The following is an 11,503-nucleotide window of genomic DNA, read 5'->3' on the forward strand; positions in this document are numbered from 1 at the left end:
GATGCGGGGCTTTTTGTTGCCTGACTGATCGTTCCCACGCTCTGCGTGGTAACGCAGCCCGGGACGCTCTGCGTCCCAGCATCGGACGCGGAGCGTCCGTGGCGGCATTCCCACGCAGAGCGTGGGAACGATCAAAGCTTTTAGCTTTTGCTGTTACTGACGGAACTGCACGAAGTTGACGTTGGTACCGGCCGGGCGCATGTCCTGCAGGTAGGAGTCCTTGTCGGCGCTCAGTTCCAGGCTCAGGGCTGCCTTGCGCTTGCCTTGGTTGCGCACCACCAGGCCTTCGAGTTTCTCGCGCAGGAACACCGTCGGCACTTTAAGGTGCAACAGTTCGTCGGTATCCGGGGTGTGCATCAGCAAGTGAATCCATTCGTACTGACCAACGGCCAGGCGCGCGACCGGAATATCGAACCAGAAGATATTGCGGTTGCGGTTCAATTCGGTGAAATGGCAGTTGTTGACACCAAGCACAGCACCGCCGAGTTCCTGGTTTCTGCGGGCAATGGCCTGCTTTTTATCGAGTTTCATAACGTTCCTACGGGAATGGATCTTCAGCGCCATGGCCTGAATACGTTGCGCATTCTCGGGGCAAAGGCTGCAAACATAAAGCCTAACCTGCGAAATGTCCGGTTAATAAATAAATGAAACTCCGCGCACAGGCCCCCGGTCAATCCTTGTGTAACTACTTTCCCCGTTGAAATGTTCACAGGAGAAATACCATGAGCAGCACTGGCGATAAAGTTAAAGGCATGGCAAATGAAGCGGCCGGCAACGTCAAGCAAGGCGTCGGCAAGGCCACCGGCAACGAAAGACTGCGCTCCGAAGGCGTGGCGCAGGAGAGGAAAGGCGAAACCCAGCAAGCGATCGGCAAAGCCAAGGATGCTCTCAAAAAAGGCATCGATAAGGCGTAATCCGGCATTTGCCGAGTAACAGAAACGGCCATCCGAAGATGGCCGTTTTTATGTTGGATAGGCGAGATATACCCTGTGATTGTTTCAAAGTCGCCAAGTAGGCTACTTTGTTGTAGAAAACGGCCCCTGAGTCGCCATGACTTCAACCTTTTTGCGGCGAAAGGAGACGCTAATGTTTTTTCCAACCATGAAAGGTTTGCCCCTGCATCGGGTGATGATGCGTACGGTCACTGAGTTCATCGACGATGAGATGTCGACCTATGCCTCGGCGCTGGCCTATCAAATGCTGTTCTCGCTGTTCCCTTTTATCCTGTTCCTGATCGCCCTGATCGGTTTTCTGCATTTGCCGGACTTCTTCTCCTGGCTGCGCCTGCAATCGGAACTGGTCCTGCCCCCCCAGGCACTGGAACAGGTGAACCCGGTGATCGACCAGCTTCAGCAATCCAAGGGCGGCTTGCTCTCGGTGGGTATCGTGATTGCCCTGTGGACCGCATCTGCCGGTGTGCGGCTGATGATGAGCGCGATGAACGCCGCGTACGACGTGGTCGAACGCCGTCCGGTCTGGAAGCGCTTTCCGCTGTCGATTTTCTACACCATCGGCATCGCCGGCATGCTGCTGATCGCCGCAGCGCTGATGGTGCTCGGGCCGCAGGTGATGAGCTGGATCGCCGCGCAAGTGGGCCTCGAAGATTTCATTGTGACCGTCTGGACCATCGTCCGCTGGCCGGTGGTGGTGATTCTGCTGATGATGGCGGTGGCGCTGATTTACTACGTCATGCCCGACGTTAAACAAGAGTTTCGCTTCATCACCCCAGGTGCGGTGTTGTCCGTGGTGGTCTGGATCATTGCTTCGCTGGGCTTCGGTCTCTACGTCAAAACCTTCGCCAATTACAACGCCATGTATGGCAGTATCGGCGCGATCATCGTGTTGCTGCTGTACTTCTATATTTCCGCTGCAGTGCTGTTGCTCGGCGCGGAAATGAATGCGGTGATCGAGCACATGTCATCTGAAGGCAAGAAACCTGGCGAAAAAGTGCCCGAAGAACCCAAACATCACGTTTCGGGATTGGGACGGGACCACTCAATCAAGCCGACCACTGACGAAGCCCTGAAATGATCCGTGAAATTCTGAAAATGGGCGATGAACGCCTGCTGCGCATTGCCCCACCGGTGCCGACAGAAATGTTCGACAGCCCTGAGTTGTGGCAGTTGATCGACGACATGTTCCAGACCATGGAAAGCGTCGGCGGGGTCGGCCTGGCGGCGCCGCAGATCGGTGTCGACCTGCAACTGGTGATCTTTGGTTTCGAACACAGCGAACGCTATCCGGACGCCGAAGCGGTGCCGCAGACGATTCTGATCAATCCACTGATCACTCCATTGAGTCCGACCCTTGAAGAGGGGTTCGAAGGCTGCCTGTCGGTGCCGGGCCTGCGGGGTGCAGTGGATCGTTATCAGCAGATTCGTTATGAAGGCTTCGATCCCAAGGGCGAGCCGATTGTACGCATTGCCTCGGGATTTCATGCGCGGGTGGTGCAGCATGAATGCGATCACCTGATCGGCCGGCTATACCCGTCGCGCATCAGTGATTTCAGCAAATTCGGGTTTACCGAGGTGATGTTCCCGGACCTGGACCCTGCGGCGGACGACTGATTCGAAAACACCTCAAAACCAATGTGGGAGCGAGCCTGCTCGCGATGAGGCTCTGACAGTCAACATTGATGGTGACCGGTACACCGCTATCGCGAGCAGGCTCGCTCCCACAGGTGATCTCCATAAGCCTTTTAGGGCTTTATCTGGTCGGTTCCAAACCCATCGCAATCATCGGTTTGCTCCGCGCATAACGGCTCAACCGTTCAGCCATGGCGTAGGGCAGGGGCGGGTCGAATGTAAAACCTCGACGTTCATAAAAACCACGCAGATCCGGATGGCAGAACAACCAGACTGGTTCTTCGAGGTGCTTGATGGCGTGGGCGATCAACGTCGCGGCGATCCCTTGCTCGCGACAGCGCGGGTCGACGAACAACCCGGTCAGCCAATGCCCGCCGGCCACTGGCCGCAAACATAACGCCGCAATGATCTCATCGCGTTTCGCGACCCACAGGCGAGCGTCGCGGACTGCTTTCATCGACGATTGGTGGGCGCGGTAAAACTTGTTCATCAACGGCCATAACGGCTCGTCGAGCAAGGTGTACTGGGTGTTGGGCATGGGCCTGGACTGTCAGTGCGCAAAGCGGGTGATTATAAAAGAACGCGGGCGCCGCGATAGGTGTATACCTGATCTCACGTCCCGTATGAGTGGAGTATGTATCATGGCCAAAGGCATGGATTCAAAGAAAGCGGCAAAGAAGAAACCGGCTAAAACCGCCGATGAAAAACGTGCGGACAAGAAGGCCAAGAAGGTGGGCGTGTTCGGCCACTGATCCCGCGTCAACGGAGCCCGAGTCCTCGGGCTCCTTGTTTTTCAGGCCTATCGAAATAACCAGATAATCTGCAAGAAATCCCTGCGCCATTGCACAGAGGGGGACTGGTTCCCGATCTGAGCAAAGCCATGCCCCATTATTTTGATGCTGCCCACCGTGAAGAAATCGAAACCCTGCGCCAACGCTTGACCGCTCGCACCGAGTGGCCGACCTGGCTGCTGTTGGTCGGCGTGTATGTCGGCTGGTTCAGCATTGTCCTGGGCAGCGCTCGATTGGGGCTCTGGTGGAGCGCGTTGTTGCTGATTCCACTGTTGGTGTTGTGGTTGTCGGTGCAGCACGAATTGCTGCACGGCCATCCCACCCGTTGGCAAACGCTGAACAAAATCCTCGGTTATGCGCCGTTCGCGGTCTGGTATCCCTACACCTTGTACCGCGACAGTCATTTGTTGCATCACCGCGATGAAGACCTGACCGTTCCCGGTCGCGATCCGGAAAGCCGTTACCTGAGCGCTGAACAGTGGCAGCGCAGTTCTCTGTTCGAAAAGGGCCTGCACTGGCTGAACAAAACCGTGCTCGGGCGCTTTGTCCTCGGTGCGCCACTGGCCTTGCTGGCGCTGGCCCGGGATGAGTTGCAAAGGCTAAAAGCGGGTCAGCGCCAAGCCTGGTTGATGTGGCTTACCCACGGTGCGCTGACGCTGCTGATGCTGACGTTCATCGCCCGCTACAGCGTGCTGCCGGTCTGGCATTACCTGTTGCTGATCAGCGTGCCGGCGCTGTCGATTGCGATGATCCGCTCTTACTATGAACACCGTCCCCACGTGCAACCCGAGCAACGCACCGTCATCAATGAAGCGGCATGGCCGTGGCGTTGGCTATTCCTGAACCTCAACTTGCACCTGGTGCACCACGACTTGCCGGGCCTGCCCTGGTACGACCTGCCGCGGGCCTATCGCACGCGCCGCGAGCAATGGCTGACGCGTAGTGGCGGGTTTGTGGTGCAGGGTTATGTTCAGTTGATGCGCGAGCATGGGGTGAGGGCGATCGACAGCCCGCGGCATCCGTTTCACTGATTGCGAATGAGTTCCCCTGTGGGAGCGGGCTTGCTCGCGAAGGCGGTGTGTCATTCAACATCAATATTGACTGATATGACCCCTTCGCGAGCAAGCCCGCTCCCACAGGGTTATTTGTTGCTTAGAGGGTTTCAATGACACAACACCTCGCTGAATTACTGATGTACGTCGCTCCCGAGTCGATCCGCCAAGCCAACGAGCGTTGGCTAGCGCGGATTCTCGAACAGCTCGGCAGCACTCGCCTCGATGCCGAAGGGCTGTCGCTGATGGACCTCTGGTTGTCCCCGCGCCTGCTGCTGACCCAGACTTGCGGCTATCCCCTGATGACGGCTTTACGCGGTCGTGTCCGGGTTATCGGTCGTCCTCGTTACGAACTTCCGGACAGCAATGGCGGTAACCATTGCAGCCTGTTATTGACTCGCGCCGACGATCCTCGATGGACCTTGTCAGCCTTGCGAGGCAGTCGCGGTGTGATCAACGGCGAAGACTCCAACAGTGGCATGAACCTGTTGCGTCACCGACTGGCGCCACTGCACCGCGACGGGCAGTTTTTTGCCAGTGTGGCCATCAGTGGCAGCCACCGCGAAAGCCTGCGTTGGCTGCGTGATGACCTGGCAGACCTGGCCGCCATCGACAGCGTGACCTTCGCCTATCTGGTGCAGCATGCCCAAGCAGAAGTCGAAGGCCTGCGCGTGTTGGCACGCACGGCGTTCAGCCCGACGTTGCCCTACATCGCGGCCGCTGGCACCACCGATGAGCAGGCTGAACAGCTTCGACGGGTGATGAATCAGACGTTGAAGGAACTGCCCGAAGTCGCGGAAATCCTCGGCCTGCAAGAAGTGCTGCCGGCCACCGAAAGCGACTATCAAGTCATTCTCGATTATCAACAGGAGGCCGAAGCGTTGGGGTACGGGCGGTTGCGCTGAGGCTTGAGGCTTGTGCCAACAATCCCATCAATCGCGGGCAAGCCACACTCCCACAGCATTTCGGTGGATTTGTGGGAGCGTGCCCGCGATAGCGATGTATCAGAGGCCGCTTATTTAAATCCATTTATGGAATATAAAAATTCATTTTAAGTATTATTAATGAATAAGGCTCCTTGCTAGGATCGCGCCACCGGATCACCGGACATTCAGCGACCCCTAACTCATGGAGCCTCTATGTCCGGCGCCGACCTTTCTCATCGCAACGACGTGGGCGGATTGTTCCGCGCCCACTATGCCTGGCTGTGTACACGGCTGCGCCGATACCTGGGGGCCAGTCCCAGCGTCGAAGACATCGCCGCCGAGACCTTCGTGCAGTTGCTCGAATCGCCAGGTCTGACGCCAATTCGCGAACCTCGCGCCTTGCTCACCACCATTGCCCATCGGTTGATTTATCAGCTGTGGCGTCGTCGCGACCTGGAACGCCAACACCTCGATCAGCTATCGCCGATTGACCCGTTCGGCGGACCATCGCCTGAAGATCTGGCGCAGTTTTCCCAGGCCCTGACACGCCTTGATCAAACCCTCGAGCGCCTGCCGGGCAAGGTCAGGGCAACCTTCCTGTTGTCGCGAATCGACGGCCTGACCTACCCCCAAATCGCCGCCGAACTGGGCATTTCCCTGCGCTCGGTCAGCGTCTACATGACCCGCTCCCAGGCACTGTGCGCCCGGCACAGTGCCAACGAACCCTTGAACCGATTACCCCTGACCCAGAGGTCTGCATGAGATCGATCAAAACCCTGCTCGGCAGTTCGCTGCTGGCCCTGAGCCTTGTGGCTGGGCACGTTCCGGCTGCAGAAAAAACCACGCCCATCCACTTCGGTGACATCACCTGGGAAAGTGGCAGCCTGATCACCGAGATCCTGCGGTTGATCGTCGAGAAAGGTTATGGCTACCCGACCGACACCTTGCCGGGCAGTACTGTCAGCCTCGAAGCAGCCTTGGCGAAGAACGATATTCAAGTGATCGGCGAAGAGTGGGCCGGGCGCAGTCCGGCCTGGGTCAAGGCGGCATCGGAGGGCAAAGTGTTTGGTTTGGGCGACACGGTCAAAGGCGCCACCGAAGGTTGGTGGGTGCCGGAATACGTGATCAAGGGCGACCCGGAACGCGGCATTAAACCTTTGGCGCCGGAGCTGAAATCCGTCGCCGACCTGGCGCGCTACAAGGACGTGTTCCGCGACCCCGAAGACCCAAGCCGCGGGCGTTTCCTCAACAGCCCGACCGGCTGGACATCGGAGATCGTCAACAGCCAGAAACTCAAGGCCTATGACCTGACTGCGAGCTACGTCAACTTCCGCACCGGTTCCGGCGCGGCGCTGGATGCCGAGGTCGCTTCATCGATCCGCCGTGGCAAACCGGTACTGTTTTACTACTGGTCGCCGACGCCACTGCTGGGTCGATTCAAACTGGTGAAACTCGAAGAGCCGCCGTTCGATGCGCAAGCCTGGAAGACCCTGGCCGATGCCAACAACCCGAACCCCAAGGGCACACGTTCGATGCCGGCCAGCCTGGCCATCGGTGTGTCGGCACCGTTCAAGGCGCAGTACCCGGACCTGGTGGCGTTCTTCGAAAAGGTCGATTTGCCGATCAATCTGCTGAACCAGACCCTCGGGCAGATGAGCGAAAAACGCCAGCCACCGCGTCAGGTGGCCGAAGCGTTTTTGCGCGATCAGCCGCAGGTGTGGAAGGCCTGGGTGCCGGGGGAGGTGGCTACGAAGGTGAGTGAGAGTTTGTAGTTTTTGTCTGATGTTTCTGTAGTGTCTGAACTGCCGCCTTCGCGAGCAAGCCCGCTCCCACATTTGATCGCATTCTTACAGTAAGAACTCGGTTAAATGTGGGAGCGGGCTTGCTCGCGAATGATTTCAAGCCTTACGGCAACTCCGCAGCCAACGCCGCCTTCACGGCTGGCCGCGAATCAACCCGCGCCTGAAACCGCGCCAACGCCGGCCATTGATCCAGATCGATGCCAAACACCTGCGTCCAGCGCAACACCGTAAACAGATACGCATCAGCAATACTGAATCCGCTAGCCATCAGATAATCCTGCCCCTCCAGCGTCTGACTCAACACGACAAAACGCTTGAACAGCTTCTCTTTGATGAGCGCTTTCACGTCATCCGAAAACTGCGAATTGAACAGCCAACCCAGCCCGCCATGAATCTCGGTCGAAACGAAATTCAGCCATTCCTGCAAACGCACCCGCTCGAACGTCCCGTTCTCCGCTGCCAGGTTGGCCTCGGGCCGCAAGTCCGCCAGGTACTGCAGGATCGCCGGGCCTTCGGTCAGCACATCACCGTTATCCAGCTGTAACGCCGCGACGTAGCCTTTGGGGGTTATGGCGAGGAAGTCCTCGCCGGTGGCGGTTTGCTTGGTGCTGTTGTCGACGCGGACCAACTCGAACGGCAGATCCAGTTCGCGCAGCACGATGTGCGGCGCCAATGAGCAGGCTTGCGGGGCGTAATACAACTTCATGGGCAGGGCTCTGGTTGCAGGTTTGCGCCAGTGTCATAGTGCGCGGCACCCTCGGTAAAATTAATCTTTCAGAACACTGCCATTAGGAAAGCTACTGCCATGATGAACCTGATGCATTGGCGAATGGTGGTGGCGGTGGCCGACACCGGCAACATCACCCGGGCGGCCGAGCGGGTCGGGATGACCCAGTCCGGTGCCAGTCAGGCGCTGGCACTGATCGAAGAAACCTTGGGCGTTCAGCTGTTCAGCCGGGAAAACCGTCAGACCTTGCCGACCGCCATCGGCTTGCCTGTGATCGAACAGGCGCGAACCATGCTCGGCGCCCTCGAGAACATTCGCAGTACCGTCGATGCCGCTAAGGACATCCAGCGCGGGACGATTCGCCTGGCCAGTTTTCCGTTGGTGTTGGCGACCTTTCTGCCGCCGCTGCTGCGCCAGTTCAATAGGCTGTATCCCGGCATTCAAGTGGTGGCGCTGGAGGTCAGCGACGATGAAGTGGAAACATTGCTCAGTACCGGGCTGGTGGATGTCGGCGTGGTATTGAACCCGGTACCCGCGCGCAGTGCCGGTCGTCTGGGGCGTGATGCCTGGGTGGCGGTTCTGCCTGGTGGCCACCCCTTGGCGCGCCGCTCGAATGAGGAGGGCGTTTCATTGGCTGAACTGGCGGAGCAACCCTTTGTGCTGGCCACTGGCGGTTGTTCGACCAATGCCCGCAGCCTGGCCGCCGACGCCGGGCTGCAACTGCTGGATGTGCGAGCCGAGGTGCGAGAGTGGAGCAGTGCGTTCACTCTGGTGCGGGAAAACATCGGTGTGACTTTGGTGCCGGAAATGACCTTGCCTGCCAATCGCCGAGGCTTGCGAGTAGTGCCGGTGATGCCGCATATCGAGCGGGAGTTTGCCTTGGTGGTCGCGCCTCACAAAGAACCTTCGGCGGCGGTGCGGGTGTTGTTGGGGATGCTTGCAGACCGCAATCCATGTGGGAGCGGGCTTGCCCGTGATGGCGGCGTCACATTCAACACATTCGTTGACTGACATTCCGCTATCGCGGGCAAGCCCGCTCCGGCAGGTTTCGCGCTTGAACTGGGCCGGGGGTGAAATCAAGGCACGCCGTTGCAAGCGTGTTCCATAAACCCCGACCGCAACGCCAGCCGCTGGCAATAGGCGTCGACGGCGGGGTAGTCCGGGCGTTCCATCGGGGTCATCCGCCAGCGGTTGACCGACAATCCGATGAGGATATCGGCCAGTGTGAACTGCGGTCCGGCGACATATGCACCGGTTGTCGCGAGTTGCTGTTCGAGGATGCCCATTTTTGCGTTCCAGCCGCGAACGCCATCAGCAATCCGCTGCGAGTCCTGGAAGTTCGGCAATTGCCTGACCAGCGCAAAAAAAGCGTAGCCCCACGACGGGTTGAGTTCGGTGGCTTGCCAGTCCATCCACTGCTCCACGCGAGCGCGCGCCGCCGGTTCGATGGGCAACAGATCAGTGTTCTGGTGTTTGCCGGCCAGGTACCGGCAAATGGTATTGGACTCCCACAGCACGCCGGCTTCATCAATGAGGACCGGCACTTGTGCATTGGGGTTGAGCTGGAGAAATTCCGGGCGCTGGGTTGATGCGAAACCGCTGCCCCAGTCTTCGCGTTCGTAGGAAACGCCCAGTTCGTCGCAGGTCCACAGGACTTTTCTGACGTTGATTGATGAGGCCCGACCCAAAATCTTCAGCGTATGTCCCATTGAGCTTCTCCGTTTGCTGTTCCAGGTATCGGAATCTAGCACGCGGAGCATGGGAATGGTCGTGCATCAGGTGCTCTCGCGCACCTTCAATTCAAACCCCATATCCTGCACCGGTTTGGTCACTGAATTGCCGGCCAGCAAGGTCAGCATCAGCTCTGCGGAGCGACGGCCAATGGCTTCGCGCGGAGTGCTGATACTGCTCAGGCGCGGCACCATGTGCTCGGATGCCGGCAGGTCGTTGAAGCCGAGGATCGCCACGCGCTCGGGGATCTTGATTCCATTGCGCAACGCTTCGAGCAACGCACCCTGGGCCAGGTCGTCGTTGCCGAAGAAGATCGCATCGACGTCTGGATGGGCAGCGAGCAGTTGCAGGAATAATTCGCCGCCCAGACCCACCGAAGAGGCTCGTGGTGTCAGCACTTCCAGGGCTGGATCATACAAACCGGCCTTTTGCAGCGCGCGGCGGAAACCTTCGCCACGCAGTAGCGTTCGTTGATCGAGTTGCGCGCCGATGTAGGCCAGGCGTTTGCGACCGCGTGACAGCAAATGCCCGGCAGCGGTTTCGCCGGCAGCGACTTGCGAAAAGCCGACGCAATTGAGCCCCGCCGCGCTGTCCAGTTCCATCATGTAGACGCAGGGAATGTTGCTGGCCTCGATCATCCGTCGCGAACTTTCGGTGCGGTCGAAACCGGTCAGCAACAGGCCGCGAGGCTGATAAGCCATGTAATTGCGCAGCAGGTTTTCTTCTTCATCACGTGAGTAATGGAAGTTGCCGATCAGCACTTCGAAGCCCTTTGGTCGCAAAACCTGATGAATGGCTTCCAGCGTGTCGATGAACAGCAGGTTGGACAATGACGGCACCAAAACCACCACGGAATGGCTCTGGGCCGAGGCCAGGGCGCGGGCGGCGGGGTTGACCACATAGTTCAGGTCGAGGGCGGCCTTCTGGACTTTTTCCACCAGTTCGGTGGCCACCGTGCTGACGCCGCGCAGCGCGCGGGACGCTGTAATCGGGCTGACACCGGCCAGGCGCGCGACTTCGTTGAGGGTAGGGCGGCCAGTGGTGCGAGTATTTTTATCGTTTTTAGGGGTATTCATCGGATGGCTTGCCAAACAAAATTCAAGGCACTAAGGTAGCGCTGTCTCGATGCAGCTGCAAATGCGTGAACGAGGTTTGCCTGATCCTCGCTTTTTGGCCTCGAGAACGAACATGCTGCAACCCACAAAAATGACAAGAAGGCGTCGGCAACTTCTGCTTTTGCACTTGAGTCTTACGTCGCAAAGGTAGCGCTGTCTGCGCGCTGAGGTGTTACATGAATCATCCCATCACCGCCCTGGTCATCATGGGCGTTGCCGGTTGCGGCAAGACCTGCGTCAGCCAGTCCCTGTGCCAGCTTAGCGGCGCGACCGCCATTGAAGGCGACACTTTCCACCCTGCCGCCAATATCGAAAAGATGAGCGCGGGTATCCCCCTGAACGATGAAGACCGTGCCGGCTGGCTCGACAGCCTGTGCGATGAACTGCGCCGCGTCGATGCCAAGGGCGAGCGCCCGGTGCTGACCTGTTCGGCCCTCAAACACAGTTACCGCGAACGCTTGCGCAGTGCCTTGCCGGGCCTGGGCTTCGTTTTTCTTGAGCTGACCCCCGAAGTCGCCGCCGATCGTGTGTCTCATCGGCCGGGCCACTTCATGCCGTCGACCTTGATCGACAGCCAGTTCGCCACACTTGAATCGCCCGTTGGTGAGCCCCTGACCCTGGCTCTGGATGCGTCCAGCCACAGCGTCGATGAATTGGCGAAGCAGGCTCATGCATGGTGGCTCGATCATGGCTTGAAACTCGCCAGTTGAGTTTTGCTCCAAGAGATAGCGCTGTCCTGACGGCATTTGAATAATTGCTTTCATAACAACAACA

Annotated in this window: 14 protein-coding genes; 9 read left to right on the forward strand and 5 right to left on the reverse strand. The window is 58.6% G+C overall.

Going from position 1 to position 11,503, the window contains the following annotated elements; all coding sequences use genetic code 11:
- Window positions 1–153: 153 nt before the first annotated feature.
- On the reverse strand, window positions 154–531 hold the full coding sequence (locus ACQKPC_RS19965; RefSeq protein WP_063341286.1) for a hypothetical protein: 378 nt from the start codon (window positions 529–531) through the stop codon (window positions 154–156).
- 191 nt (window positions 532–722) lie between these two features.
- On the opposite strand from ACQKPC_RS19965, the gene ACQKPC_RS19970 reads away from it, so the two are divergent.
- The 3 genes from ACQKPC_RS19970 (at window position 723) to def (ending at window position 2,567) form a co-directional block, all read left to right on the forward strand.
- Entirely contained in the window at window positions 723–914 is a 192-nt protein-coding gene (locus tag ACQKPC_RS19970) for a CsbD family protein (RefSeq protein WP_095054313.1), read from the forward strand.
- 172 nt (window positions 915–1,086) lie between these two features.
- Window positions 1,087–2,031 (forward strand): YihY/virulence factor BrkB family protein, encoded by a 945-nt coding sequence (locus tag ACQKPC_RS19975; RefSeq protein WP_427626004.1) that lies wholly within the window; start codon window positions 1,087–1,089, stop codon window positions 2,029–2,031.
- Window positions 2,028–2,567: a peptide deformylase gene (def, locus tag ACQKPC_RS19980; protein WP_008069131.1), complete on the forward strand. Its 540-nt coding sequence runs from the start codon at window positions 2,028–2,030 to the stop codon at window positions 2,565–2,567. The genes ACQKPC_RS19975 and def overlap by 4 nt, the downstream gene beginning before the upstream one ends.
- A gap of 139 nt (window positions 2,568–2,706) precedes the next feature.
- Here the strand turns inward: def and ACQKPC_RS19985 are convergent, their stop codons facing one another.
- The gene (locus ACQKPC_RS19985; protein ID WP_427626005.1) at window positions 2,707–3,123 is read right to left on the reverse strand and encodes a GNAT family N-acetyltransferase; all 417 of its coding nucleotides are present in this window, start codon (window positions 3,121–3,123) and stop codon (window positions 2,707–2,709) included.
- A gap of 342 nt (window positions 3,124–3,465) precedes the next feature.
- On the opposite strand from ACQKPC_RS19985, the gene ACQKPC_RS19990 reads away from it, so the two are divergent.
- The 4 genes from ACQKPC_RS19990 (at window position 3,466) to ACQKPC_RS20005 (ending at window position 7,126) form a co-directional block, all read left to right on the forward strand.
- Window positions 3,466–4,407 (forward strand): fatty acid desaturase, encoded by a 942-nt coding sequence (locus tag ACQKPC_RS19990; RefSeq protein WP_427626006.1) that lies wholly within the window; start codon window positions 3,466–3,468, stop codon window positions 4,405–4,407.
- A gap of 134 nt (window positions 4,408–4,541) precedes the next feature.
- Window positions 4,542–5,333 (forward strand): phosphate/phosphite/phosphonate ABC transporter substrate-binding protein, encoded by a 792-nt coding sequence (locus ACQKPC_RS19995; protein ID WP_427626007.1) that lies wholly within the window; start codon window positions 4,542–4,544, stop codon window positions 5,331–5,333.
- Window positions 5,334–5,567: 234 nt separating this feature from the next.
- A complete protein-coding gene (locus tag ACQKPC_RS20000; protein WP_427626008.1) occupies window positions 5,568–6,116 on the forward strand; it encodes a sigma-70 family RNA polymerase sigma factor in 549 nt (182 codons plus the stop codon).
- Window positions 6,113–7,126 carry an ABC transporter substrate-binding protein gene (locus ACQKPC_RS20005; RefSeq protein WP_427626009.1) on the forward strand — a complete coding sequence of 338 codons (1,014 nt, stop codon included), beginning with the start codon at window positions 6,113–6,115 and terminating at the stop codon, window positions 7,124–7,126. Before ACQKPC_RS20000 ends, ACQKPC_RS20005 begins: the two co-directional genes overlap by 4 nt.
- A gap of 133 nt (window positions 7,127–7,259) precedes the next feature.
- Here the strand turns inward: ACQKPC_RS20005 and gstA are convergent, their stop codons facing one another.
- Complete coding sequence (gene gstA / locus ACQKPC_RS20010) at window positions 7,260–7,862, reverse strand: glutathione transferase GstA (RefSeq protein WP_427626010.1); 603 nt, start codon at window positions 7,860–7,862, stop codon at window positions 7,260–7,262.
- Window positions 7,863–7,961: 99 nt separating this feature from the next.
- Between gstA and ACQKPC_RS20015 the strand changes: the two genes are divergently transcribed.
- Entirely contained in the window at window positions 7,962–8,894 is a 933-nt protein-coding gene (locus ACQKPC_RS20015; RefSeq protein ID WP_427626011.1) for a LysR family transcriptional regulator, read from the forward strand.
- Between the two features lie 65 nt (window positions 8,895–8,959).
- On the opposite strand, the gene ACQKPC_RS20020 is transcribed toward ACQKPC_RS20015, so the two are convergent.
- Window positions 8,960–9,592, reverse strand: a complete 633-nt coding sequence (locus tag ACQKPC_RS20020; protein WP_427626012.1) for a glutathione S-transferase family protein — start codon at window positions 9,590–9,592, stop codon at window positions 8,960–8,962.
- A 66-nt stretch (window positions 9,593–9,658) separates the two neighbouring features.
- On the reverse strand, window positions 9,659–10,690 hold the full coding sequence (locus ACQKPC_RS20025; protein ID WP_123501447.1) for a LacI family DNA-binding transcriptional regulator: 1,032 nt from the start codon (window positions 10,688–10,690) through the stop codon (window positions 9,659–9,661).
- Window positions 10,691–10,905: 215 nt separating this feature from the next.
- Here ACQKPC_RS20025 and ACQKPC_RS20030 point away from each other — a divergent pair, with 215 nt between their 5' ends.
- Window positions 10,906–11,439 (forward strand): gluconokinase, encoded by a 534-nt coding sequence (locus ACQKPC_RS20030; protein ID WP_007902444.1) that lies wholly within the window; start codon window positions 10,906–10,908, stop codon window positions 11,437–11,439.
- Window positions 11,440–11,503 lie beyond the last annotated feature (64 nt).

It is taken from the genome of Pseudomonas sp. NPDC089918 (assembly GCF_050280605.1).
In the GTDB taxonomy this organism is placed as follows: Bacteria; Pseudomonadota; Gammaproteobacteria; order Pseudomonadales; family Pseudomonadaceae; genus Aquipseudomonas.

Coding starts and splice junctions, on each gene's coding strand:
- ACQKPC_RS19965 (WP_063341286.1), bottom strand. CDS start 531: ATGAAACTCGATAAAAAGCAGGCCATTGCCCGCAGAAACCAGGAACTC.
- ACQKPC_RS19970 (WP_095054313.1), top strand. CDS start 723: ATGAGCAGCACTGGCGATAAAGTTAAAGGCATGGCAAATGAAGCGGCC.
- ACQKPC_RS19975 (WP_427626004.1), top strand. CDS start 1,087: ATGTTTTTTCCAACCATGAAAGGTTTGCCCCTGCATCGGGTGATGATG.
- def (WP_008069131.1), top strand. CDS start 2,028: ATGATCCGTGAAATTCTGAAAATGGGCGATGAACGCCTGCTGCGCATT.
- ACQKPC_RS19985 (WP_427626005.1), bottom strand. CDS start 3,123: ATGCCCAACACCCAGTACACCTTGCTCGACGAGCCGTTATGGCCGTTG.
- ACQKPC_RS19990 (WP_427626006.1), top strand. CDS start 3,466: ATGCCCCATTATTTTGATGCTGCCCACCGTGAAGAAATCGAAACCCTG.
- ACQKPC_RS19995 (WP_427626007.1), top strand. CDS start 4,542: ATGACACAACACCTCGCTGAATTACTGATGTACGTCGCTCCCGAGTCG.
- ACQKPC_RS20000 (WP_427626008.1), top strand. CDS start 5,568: ATGTCCGGCGCCGACCTTTCTCATCGCAACGACGTGGGCGGATTGTTC.
- ACQKPC_RS20005 (WP_427626009.1), top strand. CDS start 6,113: ATGAGATCGATCAAAACCCTGCTCGGCAGTTCGCTGCTGGCCCTGAGC.
- gstA (WP_427626010.1), bottom strand. CDS start 7,862: ATGAAGTTGTATTACGCCCCGCAAGCCTGCTCATTGGCGCCGCACATC.
- ACQKPC_RS20015 (WP_427626011.1), top strand. CDS start 7,962: ATGATGAACCTGATGCATTGGCGAATGGTGGTGGCGGTGGCCGACACC.
- ACQKPC_RS20020 (WP_427626012.1), bottom strand. CDS start 9,592: ATGGGACATACGCTGAAGATTTTGGGTCGGGCCTCATCAATCAACGTC.
- ACQKPC_RS20025 (WP_123501447.1), bottom strand. CDS start 10,690: ATGAATACCCCTAAAAACGATAAAAATACTCGCACCACTGGCCGCCCT.
- ACQKPC_RS20030 (WP_007902444.1), top strand. CDS start 10,906: ATGAATCATCCCATCACCGCCCTGGTCATCATGGGCGTTGCCGGTTGC.